This is a genomic window from Brevibacillus panacihumi, assembly GCF_003710985.1.
Lineage (GTDB): Bacteria > Bacillota > Bacilli > Brevibacillales > Brevibacillaceae > Brevibacillus > Brevibacillus panacihumi.
In genome coordinates, this window is sequence record NZ_RHHT01000002.1 from 217,163 (window position 1) to 241,231 (window position 24,069).

Below are 24,069 nucleotides of genomic sequence, written 5' to 3' on the forward strand. Positions count from 1 at the left end.
GAGGGATCATATTGAGCATGATTGGAATTGACTTGGGAACCACGAACAGCCTTGTCGCCTATTGGGACAAGGATCAAGCTGTCATCATCCCGAACGTGCTGGGGGAGCATTTGACTCCGTCGATTGTCAGTGTGGACGAGAATGGCAGCATCCTGGTAGGGCGAATTGCCCAGGAGCGGCTGATTACCCATCCGCATCTGACCGCGTCCACCTTCAAACGTTTTATGGGGACAGAAAAAAAATACACGCTAGGTGCGCATACATTTACGCCAGCAGAGCTTTCTTCGTTTATCCTCAAAGCATTGAAAGAAGATGCGGAGGCCCATCTGGGTGTAGAAGTAACAGAGGCTGTGATCAGCGTTCCCGCCTATTTTAATGATTCCCAGCGCAAAGCGACGAAGCGGGCGGCGGAAATCGCGGGGTTGAAAGTAGAGCGTCTGATCAGCGAGCCGACAGCGGCAGCGATCGCCTATGGCTTGCATCAGGAAAAGCCGGAAACCAAGTTTCTCGTCTTTGACCTAGGAGGCGGGACTTTTGACGTCTCCGTGCTTGAGCTGTTTGAAGGCATTATGGATGTCAAATCGATCGCTGGGGATAATTTTCTCGGTGGAGAAGATTTTACTGAAATTCTGATTGCGCATTTTCTGGAGAAACACAAGCTGGAACTCGCCTCTCTAGACACTAAGACCCAATCAGCGCTCTATAAACAGGCAGAAACCTGCAAGCTCGCCCTGGGGCAGGAAACCAGTGCAACGATGAGCCTGACGATCCGGGATCAAGCCTACGAGCTGCGGCTGGATCGGACGGAGTATGAAAAACTGGCTCATCCGCTGTTGCTGCGCTTGCGCAAACCCATCGAACGGGCATTGCGGGACGCCTCGCTCTCCCCGTCCGATCTCGACGCGGTGATCCTGATCGGCGGCGCGACACGGCTACCGCTGATCAAGCATGTCATCGGGCGCATGTTTGGACGCATGCCGTACACCAATATCAACCCGGACGAAACAGTTGCTTTGGGCGCGGCGATCCAGACCGCTTTGAAACAACGCAATCAAGCACTGGAGGAAATCATTCTCACGGATGTTTGCCCTTATACACTGGGGACGAGCGTCGTACAGGAGCTGGGGAACGGCCAATTGTCATCCGGCCACTTTTTCCCGATCATCGAACGAAACACGCCGATTCCCGTCAGTCGGGTTGAGCGCTTGTACACCGTACACGACAATCAAAAACGGTTGAACGTAGCTGTATATCAGGGGGAAAGCCGGCTTGTCGAACATAATATCAAGCTTGGCGAGCTGCAAATCAAAATTCCCCCTGCCCCGGCGGGAGAGCAGTCGATCGATGTCCGTTATACCTATGACATCAACGGAATTCTTGAGGTCGAAGTGGTCAGCGTCTCGACAGGAGAGAAAAAGCGGGTTGTGATCGAGCAAAATGAAGGCAGCATGACCAAGGAACAGATCGAGGCTCGATTGCAAGAATTGCAGGATATCAAAATCCATCCGCGTGACCGTACGGAAAACCGCTTGCTGATCGCGAAAGGAGAGCGGCTGTATGAAGAGGCTCTCGGTGAGCGGCGTGAAGCTATTGCCATCGCCATTCAGCAGTTCGAGAAAGCCTTGCTGACCCAAAACGACAAGGAAATCAAGAAAGCCACTGAAATATTCAAGGAGCGGCTGGAACAGATGGAAAGGTGGATGGATTTCTCGTGAGCGTATGGGATATCTTGGAGATCAATCCGACCGGGGAAGAATCCGCCATCAAAAAAGCGTATGCCAAAAAACTGAAGCAGCATCACCCCGAGGATGATCCGGAAGGGTATCAACGGCTGCGGGAAGCGTATGATTCAGCCCTCAAGCAAGCCAAGCATATCGCTGCCACCCCGGCCCTTACAGTCATGGATGAGGAAGAAGCGGAAGGTGCGGAAGGCGACGAGGCATGGATGTGGCAGGATGAGGACGAGGAATGGGAAGAAGAGCCGGATGAGACCGTCTTGCCGGAAATCCAAGTGCACCCTGTCCGCCGTTTTTTGGAACAGGTCGAGGAACTGTACGAAGATTTTCCGTCGCGCATCGAGCCCGACTCTTGGAAAGCTTTGCTGGATTCAGACGTTGTGTGGGATGTAGAGCATAGCCAGTCCTTGCAGGATGGACTGATCTCCTTTTTGGAGGATTCGCACTATCTCCCGCGCAGTGTCTGGGAGGTGCTTGATCAAGTATTTCGATTCAGCGCGGACAAGGAAGCCTTGCTGGAACGTTATCCGGAGTATTTTGTGGAATACATACTTCGTCAGATCAATGGCTCGATGGAGCTTCGCTACGATTGTTTTCGCGGTTCAGCGGCAATAGACGACGTGGACATCGAGGAATACCTCTACTTGCGGGAAGAGGCACAGGAGATGCTCGGCGATGGCGAGCTGGAGGAAGCAAAAGATCTCCTGGATACGGCTCATGAGATGTTCGCTGACGACCCGGATCTGGAGCTTATGCGAAGCAAGTATTTTCTGGCAGTGGGGGAAACCGACCAAGCGCTGGCATCCCTTCAACGCGTCATTGAGCTGCGTCCGGATGACTGGGACGGACATTGGCATCGGGCTCAGCTGCTCCATGATCTCCAGCGTTACGAGGAGGCCTTGGCTGATTTGGATGTTCTGCTTCAGCAGGAGCCTCATAATTCGCATGTGCTGAGCCTGGCCGGGCGCTGTCATCTCGGACTGGGGCAGATCGAGGAAACCAGGGAGAAGATGAAGCTATCCTATGAACAAGACAACACGCACATCAACACGTTTGTGTATTGGTATATGGCGGGGAACAAGCATTTCTACGAGCAGCCACCACTAAAGCGCGCTGATCGTCGCAAAGCCCGACTGCACACCTTCTACTACTGGGCAGTGGTATTCCTTCGTATGACCTGGCTGCCAATCATCCTTTATACATTGCTTGAAGTGTTCTTCGATTTGCCTGCAATCTGCAACCGCTTGTTTATTCTGATCCTGCTCTGGAATTTATGGAGAATGATCAGGTCAGAACGCTTTATCTCAACCTAGAAAGGAGTAACCCTGTATGCGAAAGCACTACAGCAGGAAGAAGCAAAGGCATCTAGAGATGTACTTTCGCTGTCTGTCCAGTTTTTGCAACGACAGTCTTCTGACCAACTACTATCTCCTTTACGAGTTTCATCCCATCGAGCGATGGCTTCGAAACCACCTGTTGAAACAGGCTTTGGTGTTATGGGATATAAAGGATGCGGCGTCCTTGAAAGAGCGAATCAGCTGGTTGCTGGATGACGGCGGACGCATGGAATACAAGGAATTGCATCATCAGCTATTGGCACTGACAGAGGCAGCCCGCCGCAGGTATATCGAGACCGCCGAGGATGATCTGAAGCATGCCAAGCGCAAAGTGGTGCATACGTTTCTTCCCCAATTGCCGTCTGGCGAGATTGCGGCGTTCGGTGGGGGATGGGCGATCTATCTAAGTCGGGTAGGGCTGGCCTACGGGTATCTGACGAAAGAAGAAGCATGGCCCTACAAGATAGAGGCTGCCCGTTATATCCAACAGCATTACAGCAGTTGGGGCGAATATATCACCGCTATTGCTGCAGGAAACATTTTCAAATCGTCAGATAAACAGATGACACGTAACAGACCGATCATCAATATGGCCAGTTCCTTCCTTGGCAGAAGTACATTGGTCAAGAAAGTCGTTTGGGAGCAGGATTTGCAGCCGGACAGGGCAGTGAGCCTGCCAAAACAGGAGCACGTTTCGGTCTGAGGATGAGAAACATGGAAGGGTCTGATCGTCCAAGTGAAGAAAATCAGAGACTGGGTCATCACAGATGCCCAATTAACCAAGTGGATTTCTTCCTTTCTGCTCGAACAAGAACCCTTTTTCCTGGAGGACCCTCGGCTTGTCACGCTATTGCACGAACACTCGATGATGGTCTATAGCAGGAAGGAGTATATCGATAGTCATCCCAATTTCGTACTGAAATCAGCATCTGTTTATAACCTCTGGGAGCAGCCACGAGAGTGTTGGATATGGGCCTCCAGCAGCAAATTGAGATCTCAGTTGCCACAGGATTTACTGGAACGAATCTATCAAGAACAGCAACGCCTCAATAGAGGACAAGTCTTCGATGCAGAATGGATAGGCTGGTTGGAGCGGCATTTTTCTCTCCCTGAAGCCTGTAAACGACTCCTTGATACACATGTTTTTCAGACCGCGGGAATGCGTTACCTGATTTTGACATACGAGATTTGGCAGACGCTGCCCATTGATGTCCGTGAACAAACATTGCTTAGATGGCTTGCGTCCAGTTGGAACAAGAACCGCGGTCATGGAATTTGGATGAGATTCCTGATAGTCATCAAGCTTCCCTTCCGCTTCTTCGTTCTCATGCAGGCCACTTTTCCGATTCGAGCGGTGCGAATTGTTTTGCTGCTTCCTTGGCGCTTTGCATGGAGAATCACGTGCAAGCAGAGGAAATCATCCGCCTTTGGCTACATCAAGCCCCCTTTTTTCGGATGCTGGATTCGATCGGGTACTTACCCTGTATGCAGGTGCGGGATGAAGAGGGGCTAGACAACATGCAAGCATCAGATGTGCTGGTCTGGAAGAATCAAGCAGGGGAAGGCATCCATGCAGCTTTTTGTATCGCATCAAGCTTCGTATTCAATAAAATGGGGCAGTCCTGGGAACAGCCCTGGTCCGTAATCGACATCAAAGAAATCCTGGATTATGGCGAGGTGATTTCAGGGGGTGGAAAGATTGTCATTTACCGAAAAAGCAAGCCCGAATGAGACTTGCCTCTATTTCGTCCGCCATGCCCATTCAGTCTATTCTGCGGATGAATACGGCAGGCCGCTGAGCGAGCGTGGCTATCAAGATGCCCAGCGAGTAACAGAAATCCTGAAGACAGAAAACATCAATCGAATCCTCTCCAGTCCCTACAGACGCGCCATTGAAACCGTGGAGGGGATAAGCAGATTCTTGGGTATCGAAATCGAACGGAAAGAGGATTTTAAAGAGAGAGTGGTAGCCAGTCATCCCGTCGAAGACTTCACTTTGGCGATGGCGAAGCTGTGGGCAGATGAGCATTTTGCTTGGCCGGGAGGAGAGTCGAACCAAACGGCACGTGAAAGAGGCGTGCGTGCAGTCAAAAGGGTACTGGAATCCCATCCGGGCGAAAAAATCGTCATCGCAACACATGGAAATCTCATGGTCCTCATGATGAACCATTTTGACAGCAGGTATGACTTTTCCTTTTGGAAAGAGCTTGCGATGCCGGATGTGTACAAGCTCACTTTTGAAGGGATGCAATGGCGAGAGGCTCGAAGACTATGGCTACCCCAATAGGGAGCAGTCTGAACAACCAACACGTGAAAAAGGCAGGAGAACAGCATGAAAAAGCAGGTACAACTCAAGAACGGTACACGCATTTCTTACCAGGAAGCGGGCTCTGGAGACACCACCATCGTTTTGCTGCACGGCTTTTGCGGAAGCAGTGATTACTGGCATCTGGTCCTGCCGCTGCTGTCGGCCACGCATCGCGTGATCGCCCTAGATCTTCCTGGACACGGCGAAAGCTCGGCACCAGATCCCGATGAGACATACTCCATAGAGCATTTTGCTGAAACTCTGCACGCTTGGGCACAAGAGATGGGATTGGATCGCTTTCACCTGTTCGGGCATTCACTCGGCGGCTATATCACGCTGGCCTTTGCCGAGCGATATGCGGATATGTTGAAAAGCTTCGGGTTGATCCATTCCACGCCTTTTCCAGATGACGAGGCTGCTCGCCAGAATCGGGACAAAGGAGCGGAAAGCATCAAAAGCAATGGCATCGAGCCCTTTATCAAGGCATTGGTCCCCAAGCTTTTTGCGCCGGCCCATGCGCAGACCATGCCGGAGCAACTGTCCTTTGCCAAAGATATCGGACTTGCGACAGATCCGAATGGCGCGATTCTGACCCTGAGGGCGATGCGGGATCGCAAGGATCGGCTTCATGTCTTGCAAGAGACAGCTTTGCCCGTCTTGCTGGTGGCAGGCAAAGAGGATCAAGTCATCCCGCCTGAGAAAACCTTTGTCGTCCAAAAGGCTCAGGTTCAACAGGTGCTGTTGCCGAGTGCGGGCCATATGGGGATGCTGGAGGTTCCGGAAGAGCTGGCAGGAGCGATCAAAACATTCCTCGATCAGCTTTAGAATCCTTTCTAGCATTATATTTTTTAGGTAAAATGTTCCGATCTATCAACCCAATTTCTTCATATTTTGATATAATGGTCACGAGTTTGGACTTACTAGATACATAGAAGAGAGGGGAAATTTGCGATGAAAAAAGCACGTCGGATCACGATGACAGCATTCGCATCGGTTGTCTTTGCTTCTCTGATGGCGACATCGGCCTTTGCAGCACCGCTTCATCCAGTGCAACACACAGATTGGATGGTTAAAAAATCGATCCTTTCCGCGGGACAAAACGGGGACTTGGCCCTGGACCGCAATATCACCTTGGCTGAAGCGGTTGTTGTATTTGCCAAGCTGAAGCAGGAAAAAGTAGAGAATGCGGGCGCAGGTGCTCACTGGTCGACACCTTTCCTGAACTGGGGAAAAGCGAATGGGGCCGTTACAGATGCTGATTTTGCCCATCCAGGAAAACCCGTTTCTTCTGCCAAACTGGTGGAAATGGCCAAAAAATTCGGATATGACATGAAGCTGGAGCAAAAAGCGCAAGTAACCCGTGGGGAATTCTTCCAGGCGCTGGGAGATGCAGCCACTACACATATCACAATCGCGCATACCAACGACGTACATGGACACATCCAGGAAGACAAGGGACAAAAAGAGTTTGGCTATGCAAAAATCGCTACCCTGCTGAAGGAATGGCGTTCAGAAAACGAAAACTTCCTGTTGCTTGACGCGGGCGATACCTTCCAGGGAACGATCTTCGTCAATCAATTCAAAGGGGAGTCTATCGTACCGATTCTCAACAGCCTGGACTACAATGTGATGGCAGCCGGGAACCATGAGTTCGACTTCGGCTATGAGCAATTGCTGAAGCTGCGCGATTCCCTGGATCATCCTGTCATCTCCGCGAACGTGTTCAAGGCAGATGGCAAGGAACTTCTTGTTCCTACCTTCAAAGCAGAAATCGGCGGCAAAAAATTTGCCTTTGTCGGTTTCGTGGCGGAAGATACTCCGATTCTGACTCACCCTGACAACGTGAAGGGACTTACTTTCAAGAGCCCTGTAGAAGTAGCGAAGACAGTCGTTCCTGAACTGAAAAAAGAAGTGGATCACGTGATTGTTGTTTCTCATATCGGGATCAATGTAGACCGTGAGATTGCCGAAAACGTGCCAGGCATCGACCTGATCGTCGGCGGTCACTCCCATACGCCTCTGAAGACACCTGAAGTGGTAAACGGAACTTACATCGTTCAAGACTGGGAGTATGGCAAGTCCCTGGGCCGTGCCGATCTCTACTACCTGGGTGAAGAACTCGTCGCTTTCAGCGGTGGACTGAAAGAGTATGACGAGGCAGTAACGGCAGATCCGGAGATCGACAAAATGGTCAAGGAGATCGTCAACAAAATCGACTCCGTGATGAATGTGGTCATCGCCAAATCCGAAGTGCCTCTTGATGGCGACCGCAACCTGGTCCGCAAGAAAGAGACGAACGTAGGGAACTTGATCGCAGACATCATGGTTGAGCGTACCCAATCAATCCCGGGATACGAGGCGGATATCGCTCTGGCGAACGGAGGCGGAATCCGCACCCAGCTGGAAGCTGGCGACATCACCAAGAAAGACCTCTACTCGCTGCTGCCGTTCGAGAATAACACGCTGGCAGTGGTTGAGGTGACAGGTGAAGAACTGAAAGCGGCCCTGGAAAACGGTGTAAGCGATGTAGAAAACGGAGCAGGCCGTTTCCCGCAAATCAGCGGCATGAGCTTTACGTACAGCAAGAGCAAGCCGGCTGGGGAGCGCGTCATTGAAGTGAAAGTGAAAGGTGAACCGCTTGATCTGAAGAAAACCTACAAGCTGGCAACCATCGATTTCCTGGCTGCCGGCGGTGATGGCTACGAAATGTTTAACAAACCGTTCTTCAACAGCGGATTGTCCATGTACAGCGTAGTAGAAGCCGCACTGATCGAACGTAAAGTGGTAAATCCAAAAGTAGAAGGCCGCATCGTAGAAGTTGAATAGTCAAGCCAAATGACGGGGAATGTGATTGCACATTCCCTGTTTTTTGTACTCCCGAGAAAATCCCACAAAAAATAGCCACTTCTTAGAAATAGCTGCTTTTGCCGCGGTTCCGACTTTGGAGTGGAAGCGGCCGTGGCGACCGCCAAATTACTACCTTGTATTGTATAGTAGTTATCTGGTAGAATCTGACTTGGTGATGAATATGAACGCTCAATTTAAAAAAGGGGTGCTGGAGTTATGCGTGCTTGTCCTGACTGCCAATCGGGACAGATACGGGTATGAGCTGGTGGCCAGCATTTCTGAAAAGTTCCATATTTCCGAAGGGAGTGTCTATCCCTTGCTGCGTCGCCTGACCCAGGAGGGGATGTTTACGACATACTTGGCAGAATCGCAGGAAGGCCCGCCGCGCAAGTATTATCAGCTGACGGAACGGGGCCGCATGTATATGAACGATCTGATTTTGGAGTGGCATGTCTTCAGCCGCGGCGTGAATCGGATCATCGAGGAGGGACTCGGATATGACGAGGCGTGAGTTTATGGACGAATTAAGCTCGCTTCTTGCGGATTTGCCTGACAAGGAGCGTTTGGACATTATCGCGGATTACACCGAGCATTTTTTGAACGGAATCGAGGATGGAAAGACCGAACAGGAAATTGCCGAACAGTTGGGAAGTCCCAAGGCCGTGGCGCGTGAGCTGTTGGCTGGATACCGCATCCATCAGGCACAAACGCATGCTTCCGCTACCAATATCGGCAGAGCCATCCTCGCGACGCTCAGCCTCGGTTTTTTTAATCTGCTGTTCGTCTTGGGACCATTTATGGGGTTGGTCGGCGTATTGATCGCCTTTTACAGCGTGGCAGCCACGTTGCTGGTGGTGCCGGTAGGTTTTGTCTTCTTCCCCCCGAATATGATGGAGACGTCGGAAAATCGCCTCCTTCTATTATTTGGCGGGATGGCTTCGATTGGACTGGGAGGCATGATGTCGATCGGTCTGCTGCGATTGACTGTCTGGCTGTACCGCCAGTTCTTGCGCTATCTCCAATTTAACGTGCAGTTGATCAGGGGGAAATAAGATGATTCGCTGGTTAAAAAGATTGTTCCGCTTCTTTCTATTGCTGTTTCTCGTCGGAGTCTGCGGTCTGATATGGCTGTTTTCGCAGCGTGATGCCGCCTTCTTTTTTACGATGAACAATCTCGATGAGCAGCGAGTGGTGGACCAGGCGTTCACCTCGGTGGAAGTGACGGCGCAGACGTCAGATATCAGTATCAAAACAGACAGCATTCCATCTGCGCGGCTCCGTTTCACTGGCAGCGTGCCCGAGGAGAGGAAAGAGAGTCTCAAGCTGGTCAGTGAGGTTCAGCCAAACGGCACGCTTTACGTGAAGATCGTGGAGACCGAAGAGCATACCTTGCTCAAACCGGGCTTCCATAAGCTGCACCTGGAAATTACGCTCCCGGAAAAAGAAGAACCGTATAAAGTCATTCGCGTACAAACCTCGTTTGGCGATGTAAGTGCAAACTCCGTACAGACGGAAAAGGGGAGGTTTGCTACCCATCTTGGAGACATTTCACTGTCTGAGGTCAGCGGGGATGAAATCCAGGTCAAGACAGATACAGGAGACATCCAATTGAATAGGGTGCTGGCCGCGATAGAGGTGGATAACTCCCTCGGGGATGTAGAAGTGGCGATGCCCGAGCTGTTGCATGACATACGGGCAAAGACGGAGACGGGTGATGTGACAATCAGCATTACGAAGACGCCGAGCGAAGCCATTCTTGATTTGGGTACGTCGTTAGGCGACGTTCAGGTGGATTGGGACCGGACTGCAATCAAAACAGGCGGCCCGACGATTTCGGCGAAAACCTCGCTTGGAGATATTCGGATTCAATAAGCAGGATTTGGAAAGAATAATGGAATAGGTTCCCAAAATGAAGAAACGATAAGATTTTGACACAAAAGAAAGGGTTTTTGTCGAAACTCAATGGTATCATTAGAATTGGGTAAGATTATTGTGCAAAGCGAGGTTTATTCATGACCGCCAAACCATTTAACGATACCTTTTTAAAAGCTTGTCGCAAGGAAGCGACGGATCGCGTGCCTGTTTGGTATATGCGCCAGGCAGGACGCTATCAGCCTGAGTATCGGGCGATCCGCGCAAAACATAGCTTTTTTGAGATGAATTACATACCGGAAGTATGCGCAGAAGTTACGCGATTGCCTGTCGAGCAGCTCGGGGTGGATGCTGCTATTTTGTTTGCTGACATCATGACCCCCCTGAAACCGATGGGGGTGGATGTAAACATCGAATCGGGGATCGGACCGGTGATCGCCAACCCGATCCAGACTCTGGCAGATGTACAGCGTCTTCACGATCTCGACCCCGAGACACATGTTCCTTACATCCTGGAATCGGTGAAAATCCTGCGTCAGCAGCTTTCGGTTCCGCTGATTGGCTTTGCCGGAGCGCCTTTTACCCTGGCAAGCTACATGATCGAGGGCGGACCGTCCAAGCACTACCACAAAACCAAAGCCTTCATGTACACAGAGCCGCAAACGTGGCAGGCGTTGATGGACAAGCTGGCTGACATGACCATCACCTACTTGAAGGCGCAGATCAGAGCGGGCGCACAAGCTGTACAGGTGTTCGATTCCTGGGTCGGAGCCCTGAATGCCGAGGATTATCGCATTTATATTACTCCTGTTATGCAACGGATCTTTTCGGCGCTTCGTGAAACAGATGTGCCGTTGATCTATTTTGGCGTAGGGGCCGGTCATTTGCTCAAGGAATGGAATCGTCTGCCTGTCGACGTGCTCGGCCTGGATTGGCGTACTACGATTACCGAAGCGAGAGAGCTGGGCGTGACCAAGGCTCTGCAAGGAAATCTGGACCCGACGCTCTTGTTGGCTCCATGGGAAAAGCTCGAATCCAAAGCGCATGAGATTTTGGAGGAAGGAACCAGACAGCCTGGCTTTATTTTCAACCTGGGCCATGGCGTGTTCCCGGATGCAAAGGTAGAGACCTTGCAAAAATTGACCCACTTGATTCATAGCTACAAACGGGAGCAGTAATCAGGAGGTGTGCACACAATGTCCAAACAAAAAATGGGCCTATTGCTGATGGCGTACGGGACACCCCGCTCTCCTGAGGAAATAGAGCCTTACTATACCCATATTCGCCGGGGCAGAAGACCGTCGCAGGAGCATTTGGACGATCTGGTCGCCCGCTACGAGGCGGTCGGCGGCCTCAACCGATTTGCTGAAATAACGGATGAACAGGTCATCGAATTGGAAAAAGAAATGAACCGCCGCTATCCGGAACGGGAATTCGTCGGCTATCTGGGTCTCAAACACATCGCGCCATTCGTGGAGGATGCGGTAGAGAAGATGAAGCAGGACGGCATCACGGAAGCGATCAGTCTCGTACTCGCTCCGCATTATTCCACCTACAGCGTAAAAGAGTACAACGGCCGGGCAAAAGCCCATGCGGAAGCCATCGGGGGACCGAACATCCGCACCATTGAAAGCTGGTATCTGGAGCCGGGATTTATCGCGTATTGGGCAGACGCCATTCGCGACACTCTGGCTGCAATGCCAACGGAACAACGGGAGAAGGCAGTGGTGATCTTTTCCGCCCACAGCCTTCCGGAAAAAATCCTGCAATCCGGGGACCCGTATCCGCAGCAATTGGAAGAGACGGCCAAACGGATTGCCGAACAGGCAGGCATCCCCGATTACGCCATTGGCTGGCAAAGTGCAGGAAACACGCCAGAGCCTTGGCTGGGACCGGATGTGCAGGATTTGACCCGCGAGCTGCATGAGAAGCACGGATATCAGGCATACGTCTATTGCCCTGTCGGCTTTATCGCCGAGCATCTCGAAGTTTTGTACGACAATGATGTGGAGTGCAAAGCGGTGACAGACGAACTGGGTGTACACTACTACCGCCCTCCGATGCCCAATGCCAGACCAGCCTTTATCTCGAGTTTGGCAGATGCGGTCGAGAAAAAGCTGGTAGAGTAGGGGTTCGATCAAAATGAGTGACAACAGCTATCACATGACGATTATTGGCGGCGGCATCACGGGACTGAGCGCCGCCTTTTATTTGCATCGGCAGATCCGGGACCAGGGCTTGCCGATCCGTTTTCACCTGATCGAAGAGACAGATCGACTTGGAGGCAAGATCAAAACCTGGCGGCACGAGGGATTCGTCATCGAGCTTGGCCCGGACTCATTTCTGGAGCGCAAAGCAAGTGCCGCTCAATTGGCCAAGGATTTGGGCCTGGAGGGCGAGCTGGTACGCAATCGTACAGGGCAGTCCTACATCTATCACCGGGACCACCTTGTCCCGATTCCAGAAGGTGCCGTCATGGGTGTGCCGACCAAAATCATGCCCTTCGTCAAAACCGAGCTTGTCTCCTGGCCGGGCAAGCTGCGTGCAGCGGCTGATTTGTTCCTGCCTGCTTCCCGTGGGAATGAAGACCGATCAGTCGGTGAGTTTTTTCGGCGAAGATTGGGAAATGAGGTCATCGAGAACCTGATACAGCCGCTTCTATCCGGCGTCTATTCAGGCGATATCGACAATCTCAGCCTGTTGGCAAGCTTTCCGCAATTCGCCAAAATGGAGCAGCAGCACCGCAGTCTGATCTTGGCGATGAAGCAATCCCGACCGCAGCCCAAGGTGCCGGGAACTCCCAAAGGAATTTTTCTGACGCTGAAAAATGGCCTGGAAACGCTGATCGAGGGCATGGAAAAAAGCCTGCCCGTGGAGAGCGTCTGGAAGGGGACTGGCGTAGCGGAACTTAAAAAATCTGCAAACGGCCGATATATTCTGACGATGAAGGATGGGCGGACACTGGAAACAGACGCCGTATTGATCACCTTGCCGCATGCGGTGACAGAGCCGCTCCTCTCCCCCTACGCGTCAGTGCCGACACTGCCAACAGCCAAGCCGCATATGGTAGCGACCATAGCCATGGCGTTCCCGGAGGATGCGCTGGATCAATCGCTGGACGGGACGGGCTTTATCGTGCCGCGCAACTCGGGGATCAAGATTACGGCTTGCACCTGGGCGCATCGCAAATGGCCGCATTCCACACCCGAGGGAAAAGCATTGCTGCGCTGCTTCGTAGGCAGGGCAGGCGAGCAGTCCTTCCTGCAGCTAACAGATGAAGAGATCGTCGACATGGTCCTGCGGGAATTGCGGAAGATCATGACGATTCGTCGGGAGCCTGATTTTTATCGTGTTACACGTTTGCAGAATGCGATCCCGTACGTCGTGGGGCATCAGGCGTGGGTACAGGAAGTGAAAAGGCGTGTGCGCGAAGAGCTTCCTGGTGTTTTTCTGGCAGGTGCTTCGTACGATGGCGTCGGGGTGCCGGATTGCATCGATCAAGGAAAAAAAGCAGTATCTGATTTGCTGGCAACCATCCAACCGGGGAGATAACCCCGGTTTTTCTTTTTTCCGGTGCTAAAGGACCCGTCCGTTCCATATAGTATAGGGAAATGTCCTGCACTTGAAAGGAGGAGCACGAATGGCATTACAGGATGGACTGCTTTCGTTCACCATCAAGGAGACCATTTTCCTCTCATCTGATAGAGCCGGTATCGGTGATTTGCAAGAGCTGGAATTGGTTCCGGATGTGGAGGTGCTTGAAAATCAGTCCTATGTTTCCATCACAGGCTGCTTGCAGCTCTATGGGAAGTACGAGCCGATCAGGGATACTGCTGAGCCAGCCAGTGGTGGAACGGAAACCCTGGTAGAGGCGATGTCGTTCTCCCCATTACGCCAGGAGGCATCCGAGAGAGCCGCTTACGGATTGGAAGAGCAGATCGGACACCGCATTCCGCTCAATATTACGATTCCCGTAGAACGGATCGCCGAGATGGGGGATATATACGCGATCGTAGACAGCTTTGACTACAAGCTTGAATCTCCGCATCAGATGCTGGTAGAGGCTGAACTGAAAATCGCAGGGATACATTTTGCCGATCCGGCGGAGGAGAGGCAGCAAGAGACGAATTCCTATGATTACAGTTACGAGGCGGTGCCAGCCAGCCAGGAGGACGTTTGGGATTATTCACATGCAGCTGTAGAGCAGATGGAAGAATCGACTGAGCCTGCGACGCTGGAAGAGATCGAGGAGAAACTGAATGCGCTGGAGCAGGAAATGGAAAGGCAAACTGAGTCGATTGCGTACGAATCTCAGGATTCCCCTTCGCTCTACGACATCCCTGCCGTAGAAGTGGGTTCGCAACAGATATACACGAACGAGAGCTTTGGCGAAGTGACGGAGGATGAGGCGGGTCATCATGTGTCCAGCCAGTACGATACTTGGGATTTCCCAGCTCAAGTACAGGCAGAGGATTCGTCGGCATTTGAGCAAGTCGCAGCACAGAACGGATACAATGATCGTTACGAGCTTGAGCAGCAGGAAGAAGAATTGGATGCCCCCGTCTTGGCGATTCATGATCAGCAGGAGGTGGATTTTACATCGGTCGCCGACCAGCAGCCTGCCGCCATGCAGGAGGATAGAGCTGAAGAGGTAGAGGCAGTAGAGACTCTTGCAGCAGAAGAAGAGCCGGAGAGCCAGGAGGTAATTGCCCCTGCACAGGAACAGGCAGAACAGGAAGCAGCTGATTCACAGGCAGTGGCCGGCAGTACGGAACAGGTTGAAGATGAAGCGGTTTCGTCCGACGTCGACGTTGCAGAGCTAGAGGCAAGCGCTGAACCGGAGGCGCAGGAGGAGGCGGAGGTACGGGTCGCGATTTCCGGGAAACCTTCGCGTGAAAAAGAAGGGAATCTCAATATCACCTCGATCTTTTCGAATGCATCGAAGGTGAGACAGGAGGCGGAAGCACAGGAAGCCGAGTCTTCCTCCAGTTCGTCCAAAAAAGCGGCGCTGCCAACAGCCAACGCGTCTACCCTGCAAGCGATGCAAAACCTTTCCTCCTTCGCTCGCAGCCGGGAAGAACGAACCAGCCAAATGAAGCTGTGCATCATTCAAAAAGAAGAAACGCTGGAAGCCATCTCGCAGCGCTATTCCTTGCCGGTATCGAGGCTGGTGGAGGTAAACCGACTGACCTCTCATCAGTTGGTAGCCGGACAAATCCTGTACATTCCACAGTGAGGAGTGGAGGGCTGTGGACAAGATAGATCTAACCGAAATTTGCCAGCAGTACCGGGCGCGTGTGATTCGCGTGACGCCTCTGGACGACTGTTATTTGCTGGAGACCAATCGCGGTCCCAAAGAATTGCGGGTATGGCCGCGCGTAGATGTGATGCGCTGGTCGTTTGCTTGGCGCGAACGACTGGCGCGTCAGGGTTTTCGCGGGCTGGAGCGGTTTATCCGGACACGTGACGCCAAACCATACGTCATCGTGGGAAAGCGCGGCGTCACCATGACAGATCACCAACGCCGCATCGAGCCTTGCAAGCCGGGGGTCGAGATGGCTCGCCAATGCGGAGAGGTGATCGGGATGATGCATGCAGCCCAGCAAGAAAGTCCGCTGCTGAACGGTGCGGAGTATCTGAAGCAAGAGCAGTTGAAAGCCGAGGCGGAATGGAACCGGGCGAAGGCGCTCTTCGCCTCCTTTCACAGGGGGGACAAAAAAAGGCTGCGGGGAGAACGGTGGGTGGCGGAGCTGATGTATCCGCTCTTGCAGCGAATGGAACGCTCGTATACAATGCTCAGCCACCCGGAGATCCCGCAGGACAGCATCGGTGTTTCTCACAGAGATTTGACTCGTGACAATTGGGGGATCGTGAATGAGCGGCTGTTTATCCGGGGCTTTTTTCGGCCGGCTTTGTCGGTGCAGCATCGGGATGTTGCAGGTTACTTGCGGGAGCTATACCTGACCCATGCGGACCTGGAGCAGATCGATTCGTTTCTGGATGGTTACGAAGAAAAAAAGGAGCTCTCCTACGGGGATTATACGTTGATGCTGGCTTTCATGGCTCGTCCCCGGGAAGTGTGGAAAAGTGTGGAGTCGTATGTAAAACAGCTTGTGCACGAGCCGCAGGTGCCGACGACTGCGATTGAACAGGCTATGGAATGCCAGCAGACAGTAGATGTGCTGCTGCGGCACATCGCCAATCGGGCCGAGCGGGCAAGGAGTGAAGGCAGCCATGAGTCGCTTTGAGGAAATATTCCCCCTGTTTCAGGAATACGACATGTTTGCCCAGTCCATCGATGTGCTCAAGGAGCCGAATGTGTTCAAGGCAGAGACACCGTACGGCACCTTTATCTGCAAAAGATCGTCCATCCCGGGCAAGCGTTTTTCCCAAGTCAGCGATGTCTTGCGGCAATTGCAAAAACGCGGCTGGGAAGGGGCAGTGCCTTTCGTGTATACGAAGTATGACGATCCCTTCGTGCAGGTAGAAGACAGGGTCTATTACCTGACGAGATGGCAACCCGGCAATGAACAATGGGCTGCTCAACCGCTTGCCTGGGCGACGCCGACTCTCGAAAGACTGGCGGAGATGCATCATTTGACCCAAAATGTTCACTTTGACGATCCTAGACAAGTAGAGCCGCTGATTGATTCCTTGCTGGCGAGATGGCGCTTCTGGCTCAAGCAAATGGACGCTGCAGCTGAGACGGCCCAAGGACGCGTCTATCAATCCCCGTTTGATGTCGTATTCTTGGCCAACCAGGGGTTTGTCGCAGAGCTGGGCAAACAAGCGATTGACCTTCTGGTGGATTGGCGGGAGCGGCACGAGACACATGCTCATTTTCGCCTTTCATTGATACACGGCTATCCCCATCCGGCTCATACCGTTGCGGACCGGACTGGCAGAGGAAGGCTGATCAATTTTGACCGGGCTGTTTTTGATACGCCGATCCGTGATTTGACGCTGTTTTATCGCACGTATTTTCAGATGGCGGGTGATCAGGCAGGCGCTTCCCAACTGTTTCACCATTATGCCTCCATCTTTCCCCTTCGACCGGACGAGATCGAGCTTTTGGCAGCATTTTTAAGCTATCCTGAACGCGTGATGCGGGACATCGATGTCTATTACAACAAACGGAGAGACTGGAGTGAGCTTTACGCCGTCAAGCGGCTGGAAAAAGATATGGACCGTTTGATGCGCCTACATCGCTGGGTCCAGCAAGCATTCTGACAGACAACGTCTCAGCAGTTTGGGACGTTGTTTTTTCGTTACAGCCAATCGAAGACAATGGCCACATAGAGCAGGGCGAGAAGTCCAAGCAGAATCACATCGAAGGAGGTCGGAAAGAGGACGGTACGGATAAATTGAAAGACCATCAGGGGAAGCAGGATTTGCTTGAGGCCAAACTTGATTCGCAGAAAAGTAGGATTGTACTTCCAGCGAAAATTCATCGCGAGATCACCTCAACTCAGCATATGCCAAAGCAGTTTGGACCGTGCCAGTCAGACCGGTACAGGTTTGGGGGCGTATAAAACAGGGAAGGGCAATTACAACGGAAGGATAGATGCTGGCGATTAAGGTGATGGAGATGCGAATGGAAACGTGGATGTTTTGGCTTGGCATCGGTGTTGGCGGGTGCATTCTTTATGGCTTGTGGGCCGCTTACCGGGAATATGGCACAAAGGTTTTGGAAGATTCGGCTGCAGAAGGAATTCGCCGACAGTACCTCAAACTGCGCTTTTCGCAATTGGAAGCGGGCTTGATGCTGTTACTGATGTTCTCAAGCTTGCTCGGTCTTCTGCTGCTCCCGCAACTGTCTTTTGCAGGGAGTGCGGGCTTGTCGGCAGCGCTTCTGCTCTTTTCCTTTCGCTTCGTACGGACAAGCCAGGCGAATCTAGTGCTGCTCAAGGATGTATTTCACTCGGCAGCCAAGCTGCAACAAAATTATGCCGAAAAAGTGATTTCGTTGCAGGCGACCAACAGCCAGCTTGCACATCTGCTCGGACTAAACAAAAACTATAAATATCTGCTGAACGCCAGAGATGATGTCCGCCCCCGCCCGCTGACGGAGGATTCCCTGCAGGAATTGACCCAGGAGCTCGTAGACTACTGGTTTGCGAGGGTTGGCACCATATCCTTTCTGCGCTTCTCGCTGGAAACAGCCGATGGCGACGTGTATCAGGAAGCAATGCGCGGGACACCGGATCATCCTGACGTCGTCCTGCGTGTCTGCGAGCAGATAAAAGTGGAAGACCTGCCCGGCTCCTTGAAGCTGATTCAGTTCGTCACGCTGACAGCAGAGGTCAAGATGGGAGAAAACGGAGAACGGGAGCTGGAACCGGCCTTTTTCCGCTTTCTGCTGCTTCATGTTCATGACTATCTCCTGCAGTGCATGGACAATCGCCGTTCCTTGGCGATCCGGGAAATGGAGAAGGAAATGGAGCTGGCGCAGCGAATACAATCTTTACTGATTCCCCGAGAGAAGTTTGCTCTGGAACGGCTAAAGGCGAGCGCGGTCTATTCTCCCGTGACCTACGTAGGCGGAGATTATATCGACTACATCCAGATGGATGAACGCTACACCTGCTTTATTGTTGCTGATGTTTCGGGCCATGGATTGCCAGCCAGCATGCTTGCTACGGGCATCCGAAGCGCCGTACGATCTGTCGTTTTGCAGAAGGTCTGCGGCCCTGATGAGATTCTTGGAACGTTGAACCGGCTTCTGTACGAAGATCTGTCCAGGACGAGATCATTCATCACAGCGCTGGTGATGGTATACGACAGTGTTGAGCACAAGCTGTTATTGAGCAGGGCCGGTCATCCGCATCCCCTGTACCTGTCGGAATCAAAACAGGTTATTCTCCCTTCCATGGGCGGGGTCGGACTGGGCTTGTTGCCTGACTTTACCTATCCCCTGCAAGAGATCGCTTTGCTGGAAGCGTGTATGATTCTCGTCTATACGGATGGCCTATTGAATGCGGGGAGAAATGATCCCCAAACGTATCCGCAAAAATGGCTGAACGATCTCGGGCAACTGTTGCAGGAACCTGATGTGCAGGAACCTGATGTGACATGTGAAAACGCGATTGATCGCGTCGAGTCATTTATCTGGGACAAGACAAGAAGCGGGCAACAGACTGACGATATTGCTGTGCTGATTTTGCAATTTCAACCCATAGAAGAAACATGCAGGTATCATAAAGGGGGCTGCACGGAGGAAAAAGCGTCCGCCCCAGCGGCCAACGCGACACGAAAAAGGAGGATGAACCGTGATTCTGTGCGAACAGTGTCCGAACAATCCTGATTGTCAAAACTGCCTAGAAGCCTTGCGTGTCGGCAATTCGGCTCGAAAAGTAATTCCGCCCCGTTCTGTTCGCATCACCCTGCTTGGCACCGGACAGACCTGCCAAGTCCAATTGGTTACAGTCAGCAGGACGGCGATTGGCTTGTACAGCCCCAATCTTCCGCTCCACGACCGACTCGAAGTGGAGCTGGCGGATGATTTTCGCATTATTGGCACTGGATTAAAAGGAATAGAGGGCGATCCGTATTTTGTGATGGACATCGACAAGGTGCTGCGCCGTCAGGAAGTCCTGGATCGCTTGCTGCTCGAAGAGTTTCATACCTGGCTCATGAGCAAGGAACTGGATCTTTCCAACATCCTGCTGGATTGGAAGGAACGAGACGACCAGATGAGCCGTCTAATCAAGCAGGAGCTTCAAAAGCTGTCCATCCTGCGCCAAGTGGAGACGATCTTTCTGTACCACTACGAGTGGGGAAATTTGAGGCCGCTCGGATCGAACCGGGCTGAACCGGATATCGAAAGAGAAATGAAGCGGCTGATTCACCCGACTTCTTTGACAGGGGCTTCACTGCGCGAGCAGCTGGTCTCGGCAAATGGGGAGAAGGTGTTTGAGCTATACGCCTCGCCTCTGCCTGATCAAACCTGTGGCGTAGCATTGATCGACGTGACGTCCGTCATCATGGAGGAGCGCAAGCGCAAGAGGCGAGAGTGGGAGATGTACCGCGATCTGCTCGGGGTCGTTACGCGAAACAAACTGCTGCTTTTAAACGACGAGGAACTGTTCGTATTGCTGCGGGAGGGAAGAAAGCTGTTATCGCAGAATCTGCGGGAGCCGGAGGATCTGGCCTCTTTGCGCAAAGCGTTCAGAAAGGCCTTGGAACCGATGAACCTGCCGGACAAAAGGCTCCTGCAATATCTGGTCGCGGTCAACGAGGCAGCTTCCAATATGATCAAACACGGAAATGGCGGCTCCATACTGCTCTATGCGGCTACGGACTGGAGCAAATGCAGAGCGGTCATCCATGATGATGGGCAGGGAATTGTACTTGAGGACTTGCCTCGTGCTACACTGTTACAAGGGTATTCAACCCAGCATTCCCTGGGAGTCGGCTTTCACGTCATGCTGCAATACTGTGATCGGCTCTATCTGGGAAGCTCGCATGCAGGGACGAAATTGATCCTGGAGTGTGACGCTACAGCTTGAGGCGATAGGCATTCTTTGGTTTTCATGTTTATGGACGCAAAAATCAGGGTAATCAATCAGTGTGGAATGACAAAGTACAGTATCGATACCGAGAGGGGGGTGGGCATGGACTACCGAGCAACGGAGACAAATGGACAGGCCACGTTATTTTTTACTGGAGAATTGGATATGGCAGTGGGAGACCAGGTCGGCCAATTGCTTCAGAAATACGGGGAACGGAATCAAACCGTCAGAGTCGATTTTCAAGATGTCTCTTTTGTGGATTCATCCGGCATCGGCAGCCTGTTTTTTACCACAAAAGAATTGCTGGCTTTGGGCAAAGAAGTGGAGATTGTAAATGTACGCGAGGAAATCCTGGATATTCTGCACGTGCTGGGCTTTACACAAGCACTGGGAATCTCCATTGGAAAAGCCGAATAACCGGGTTTGACGCAAAACGACTCTCTTGTATATAATACATCATATCAATGAATTCCATATACCATCAACGATGAGCGGGAAGAGTAAGCCAGGACCCCTTGACAGAGAGGAGAATCAGCGCTGAGAGATTCTCTAGGTGAGGAATGGCTGAATGTCGCCCAGGAGTTGTTCCGATGAGACCATTGTAGTCGGAAGCGGTTCGCAGCCGTTATCTTGTTAGAGGGAACACCCGAGTCTGCTAGGCTTGGTGTGTTAACAAAGGTGGTACCGCGAAATGATCCTTTCGTCCTTTGGATGAAGGGTTTTTTTATTTTTTTCAACGAACGAGGAGGAAAGAGCGATGTCAACACAACCGTCACAAGAGATCGATCAATTGCTGCCGAAGAACTATGATCCCAAGGCTGCAGAAAGCAAGTGGTATCCGTACTGGATCCAGAATGAATTTTTCAAAGCGGAGCGGGATGCCCAAAAGCAACCGTTTACCATTGTCATTCCGCCTCCCAACGTGACCGGAAAACTGCATCTGGGCCATGCGCTTGACACGACCCTGCAGGACATCATTACCCGCACGAAGAGAATGCAAGGCTACAGTACACTGTTCCTGCCTGGGATGGACCACGCCGGAATCGCTACGCAATCGCGTGTCGAAGCGACGCTGCGCGAGGAAGGCATCACCCGCTACGATCTGGGCCGGGAAAAGTTCTTGGAGAAGGTCTGGGAGTGGAAGCATGTCTACGCAGGACATATCCGCGAGCAGTGGGAAAAACTGGGGCTAGCCCTGGATTATTCTCGTGAGCGCTTTACGATGGATGAAGGATTCTCCCGCGCTGTTCGCGAGGTATTTGTCCGCCTCTACGAAAAGGGATTGATCTATCGCGCCAATCGGATCATCAACTGGGACCCGGCAGCACGGACGGCTCTGTCTGACATCGAGGTTATTTACAAAGAAGTCAAAGGCGCGATGCACCATATGCGCTATCCGCTCTCGGACGGCAGCGGCTTTATCGAGGTTGCCACCACTCGTCCGGAAACGATGCTGGGAGATACAGCAGTAGCGGTTCACCCGGAAGACGAGCGTTACAAGCATCTGGTCGGCAAAACGGTTATTCTGCCGATCGTCGGCAGAGAAATCCCGATCGTAGCCGACGATTATGTCGATCCCGAATTTGGTTCCGGGGCAGTAAAAATCACGCCAGCTCACGATCCGAACGATTTCGAGCTGGGGCTTCGCCATCAGTTGCCGCAAATCGTCGTCATGGATGAGACGGGCAAAATGAACGAGCTGGCTGGCATTTACCAGGGAATGGATCGATTTGCTTGCCGCAAGCAGATCATCAAGGATCTGACAGAGCAAGGCGTGATGTTCAAAGTAGAGGAACACATCCATCAGGTAGGTCACAGCGAGCGAAGCGATGCTGTCGTGGAGCCGTATCTGTCCACTCAGTGGTTCGTCAAAATGCAGCCTCTGGCCGACGAGTCTCTCGCCAACGCAGCGAGCGAGGAAAGCGTCAAGTTCGTGCCGGAACGCTTTAAAAACAATTACCTGCGCTGGATCGAAAATATTCGCGACTGGTGCATTTCCCGTCAGCTCTGGTGGGGTCACCGGATTCCTGCCTGGTACTGCGCGGATTGCGGGGAAACCATCGTATCCAGTGAAGACGTAACGGAGTGCCCGAGCTGCCACAGCCACAAGCTGGAGCAAGATAATGACGTATTGGATACCTGGTTCTCGTCGGGCTTGTGGCCGTTCGCAACCCTTGGTTGGCCGGAAGAGACAGAGGACCTGAAGTACTTCTACCCGACCAACGTGCTTGTTACCGGATACGACATCATCTTCTTCTGGGTAGCCCGGATGATTTTCAACGGATTGGAATTTACCGGTCAAAATCCGTTTGAACATGTTTTGATCCACGGCATTATCCGCGATTCCGAGGGACGCAAGATGTCCAAGTCGCTCGGAAATGGCGTCGATCCGATGGATGTAATCGAGAAATACGGCGCGGATGCACTGCGCTTTACACTGGCTACAGGGAACTCTCCAGGGAACGACCAGCGCTTCTACTGGGAAAAAGTAGAGTCCAACCGCAACTTTGCCAATAAAATCTGGAACGCTTCCCGCTTCGCCCTGATGAACCTCACAGGCTTCCGCTACGAGGACATCGACCTCAGCGGAGAGCTTTCTACGCCGGACAAATGGATTCTCTCCCGTCTGCAAGCGACGATTGCCGATGTGACCCGATTGTCCGACAGCTTTGAATTCGGCGAGGTAGGACGGATTCTCTACAACTTCATCTGGGATGATCTGTGCGACTGGTATATCGAGATGGCCAAACTGCCGCTGTACGGCACGGACGAAGCTGCGAAGAAAACCACGCAGTCGGTGCTTGTGACCGTCCTCGACCAGACTTTGCGTCTCTTGCATCCGTTCATGCCGTTCATGACCGAAGAGATCTGGCAGGCATTGCCGCATGAAGGGAAGAGCATCACTGTAGCTGCATGGCCGACCGTCAAGGAAGACTGGATCTTTGCCGATGCTGAGGCCGAGATGAATCTGCTCGTAGACGTCATTCGCAACGTACGCAATATCCGCGCTGAAGTAAACGTGCCGATGTCCAAGAAAATCGAGCTCCTGATCAAGCCAAGCGATGCCACATCCCTGGAAAGACTGAGCCGCGCAGAAGAATACATCACGCGTTTCTGCAATCCGGAGCGTCTTTTGATCAGCATGGAACTTAGCACTCCTGACAAAGCCATGTCTGCCGTCATGACTGGTGCCGAGCTGTACCTCCCGCTCGCAGGACTGATCGATCTGGAGCAGGAGCTGGCTCGTCTGGAAAAAGAATTGGCTACCCTGAACAATGAGGTAGAGCGGATCGAGAAGAAATTGAACAACGCTGGCTTTATGGCAAAAGCACCGGAAAAAGTCGTTGCAGAAGAAAAAGCGAAGATGGCCGACTACATGGAAAAACGGGATAAGGTAATTGCCCGTCTTGCCGAATTGAAGGGCGCATGATTCGCCGTATCATCGCATAATTTGAGAA

Annotated in this window: 21 protein-coding genes and 1 other annotated feature; of the genes, 20 read left to right on the forward strand and 1 reads right to left on the reverse strand. The window is 52.3% G+C overall.

Going from position 1 to position 24,069, the window contains the following annotated elements; all coding sequences use genetic code 11:
• Positions 1-11: 11 nt before the first annotated feature.
• The 16 genes from EDM58_RS01085 (at position 12) to EDM58_RS01165 (ending at position 17,330) form a co-directional block, all read left to right on the forward strand.
• Positions 12-1,715: a molecular chaperone HscC gene (locus EDM58_RS01085; protein WP_122911678.1), complete on the forward strand. Its 1,704-nt coding sequence runs from the start codon at positions 12-14 to the stop codon at positions 1,713-1,715.
• The gene (locus EDM58_RS01090; RefSeq protein ID WP_122911679.1) at positions 1,712-3,049 is read left to right on the forward strand and encodes a J domain-containing protein; all 1,338 of its coding nucleotides are present in this window, start codon (positions 1,712-1,714) and stop codon (positions 3,047-3,049) included. The genes EDM58_RS01085 and EDM58_RS01090 overlap by 4 nt, the downstream gene beginning before the upstream one ends.
• Positions 3,050-3,065: 16 nt before the next feature.
• Positions 3,066-3,776, forward strand: coding sequence for a DUF1266 domain-containing protein (locus tag EDM58_RS01095; protein WP_122911680.1), 711 nt, complete (start codon positions 3,066-3,068; stop codon positions 3,774-3,776).
• An 815-nt stretch (positions 3,777-4,591) separates the two neighbouring features.
• Positions 4,592-4,804: a hypothetical protein gene (locus EDM58_RS01105; protein WP_122911682.1), complete on the forward strand. Its 213-nt coding sequence runs from the start codon at positions 4,592-4,594 to the stop codon at positions 4,802-4,804.
• Entirely contained in the window at positions 4,773-5,360 is a 588-nt protein-coding gene (locus tag EDM58_RS01110; RefSeq protein ID WP_122911683.1) for a histidine phosphatase family protein, read from the forward strand. Before EDM58_RS01105 ends, EDM58_RS01110 begins: the two co-directional genes overlap by 32 nt.
• A 45-nt stretch (positions 5,361-5,405) precedes the next feature.
• The gene (locus tag EDM58_RS01115; protein WP_122911684.1) at positions 5,406-6,206 is read left to right on the forward strand and encodes an alpha/beta fold hydrolase; all 801 of its coding nucleotides are present in this window, start codon (positions 5,406-5,408) and stop codon (positions 6,204-6,206) included.
• A 126-nt stretch (positions 6,207-6,332) separates the two neighbouring features.
• Entirely contained in the window at positions 6,333-8,207 is a 1,875-nt protein-coding gene (locus tag EDM58_RS01120) for a bifunctional metallophosphatase/5'-nucleotidase (RefSeq protein WP_122911685.1), read from the forward strand.
• A 202-nt stretch (positions 8,208-8,409) separates the two neighbouring features.
• On the forward strand, positions 8,410-8,739 hold the full coding sequence (locus EDM58_RS01125) for a PadR family transcriptional regulator (RefSeq protein ID WP_122911686.1): 330 nt from the start codon (positions 8,410-8,412) through the stop codon (positions 8,737-8,739).
• Positions 8,726-9,280, forward strand: coding sequence for an HAAS signaling domain-containing protein (locus tag EDM58_RS01130; RefSeq protein WP_122911687.1), 555 nt, complete (start codon positions 8,726-8,728; stop codon positions 9,278-9,280). The genes EDM58_RS01125 and EDM58_RS01130 overlap by 14 nt, the downstream gene beginning before the upstream one ends.
• Before the next feature lies 1 nt (position 9,281).
• Entirely contained in the window at positions 9,282-10,100 is an 819-nt protein-coding gene (locus EDM58_RS01135; RefSeq protein ID WP_122911688.1) for a DUF4097 family beta strand repeat-containing protein, read from the forward strand.
• Between the two features lie 140 nt (positions 10,101-10,240).
• Positions 10,241-11,278, forward strand: coding sequence for a uroporphyrinogen decarboxylase (gene hemE / locus EDM58_RS01140; RefSeq protein WP_122911689.1), 1,038 nt, complete (start codon positions 10,241-10,243; stop codon positions 11,276-11,278).
• 18 nt (positions 11,279-11,296) lie between these two features.
• Positions 11,297-12,229, forward strand: a complete 933-nt coding sequence (gene hemH, locus EDM58_RS01145) for a ferrochelatase (RefSeq protein ID WP_122911690.1) — start codon at positions 11,297-11,299, stop codon at positions 12,227-12,229.
• A 13-nt stretch (positions 12,230-12,242) separates the two neighbouring features.
• Positions 12,243-13,652, forward strand: coding sequence for a protoporphyrinogen oxidase (hemY, locus tag EDM58_RS01150; protein ID WP_122911691.1), 1,410 nt, complete (start codon positions 12,243-12,245; stop codon positions 13,650-13,652).
• A gap of 88 nt (positions 13,653-13,740) precedes the next feature.
• Positions 13,741-15,336, forward strand: a complete 1,596-nt coding sequence (locus EDM58_RS01155) for a LysM peptidoglycan-binding domain-containing protein (RefSeq protein ID WP_122911692.1) — start codon at positions 13,741-13,743, stop codon at positions 15,334-15,336.
• Between the two features lie 13 nt (positions 15,337-15,349).
• Positions 15,350-16,348: a protein kinase family protein gene (locus EDM58_RS01160; RefSeq protein WP_122911693.1), complete on the forward strand. Its 999-nt coding sequence runs from the start codon at positions 15,350-15,352 to the stop codon at positions 16,346-16,348.
• Positions 16,335-17,330 (forward strand): protein kinase family protein, encoded by a 996-nt coding sequence (locus EDM58_RS01165; protein WP_122911694.1) that lies wholly within the window; start codon positions 16,335-16,337, stop codon positions 17,328-17,330. The genes EDM58_RS01160 and EDM58_RS01165 overlap by 14 nt, the downstream gene beginning before the upstream one ends.
• A gap of 38 nt (positions 17,331-17,368) precedes the next feature.
• On the opposite strand, the gene EDM58_RS01170 is transcribed toward EDM58_RS01165, so the two are convergent.
• Entirely contained in the window at positions 17,369-17,551 is a 183-nt protein-coding gene (locus EDM58_RS01170; RefSeq protein ID WP_122911695.1) for a hypothetical protein, read from the reverse strand.
• Between the two features lie 143 nt (positions 17,552-17,694).
• On the opposite strand from EDM58_RS01170, the gene EDM58_RS01175 reads away from it, so the two are divergent.
• From EDM58_RS01175 to EDM58_RS01190, 4 genes are all read left to right on the forward strand, one after another.
• Positions 17,695-19,404 carry a PP2C family protein-serine/threonine phosphatase gene (locus EDM58_RS01175; protein WP_183187373.1) on the forward strand — a complete coding sequence of 570 codons (1,710 nt, stop codon included), beginning with the start codon at positions 17,695-17,697 and terminating at the stop codon, positions 19,402-19,404.
• Positions 19,370-20,608 carry an ATP-binding protein gene (locus EDM58_RS01180; RefSeq protein ID WP_122911697.1) on the forward strand — a complete coding sequence of 413 codons (1,239 nt, stop codon included), beginning with the start codon at positions 19,370-19,372 and terminating at the stop codon, positions 20,606-20,608. Before EDM58_RS01175 ends, EDM58_RS01180 begins: the two co-directional genes overlap by 35 nt.
• 105 nt (positions 20,609-20,713) lie before the next feature.
• A complete protein-coding gene (locus EDM58_RS01185) occupies positions 20,714-21,028 on the forward strand; it encodes an STAS domain-containing protein (protein WP_023554994.1) in 315 nt (104 codons plus the stop codon).
• 61 nt (positions 21,029-21,089) lie between these two features.
• Positions 21,090-21,322: a binding site (T-box leader), on the forward strand.
• Between the two features lie 46 nt (positions 21,323-21,368).
• Positions 21,369-24,041, forward strand: a complete 2,673-nt coding sequence (locus tag EDM58_RS01190) for a valine--tRNA ligase (RefSeq protein ID WP_122911698.1) — start codon at positions 21,369-21,371, stop codon at positions 24,039-24,041.
• Positions 24,042-24,069: the final 28 nt, after the last annotated feature.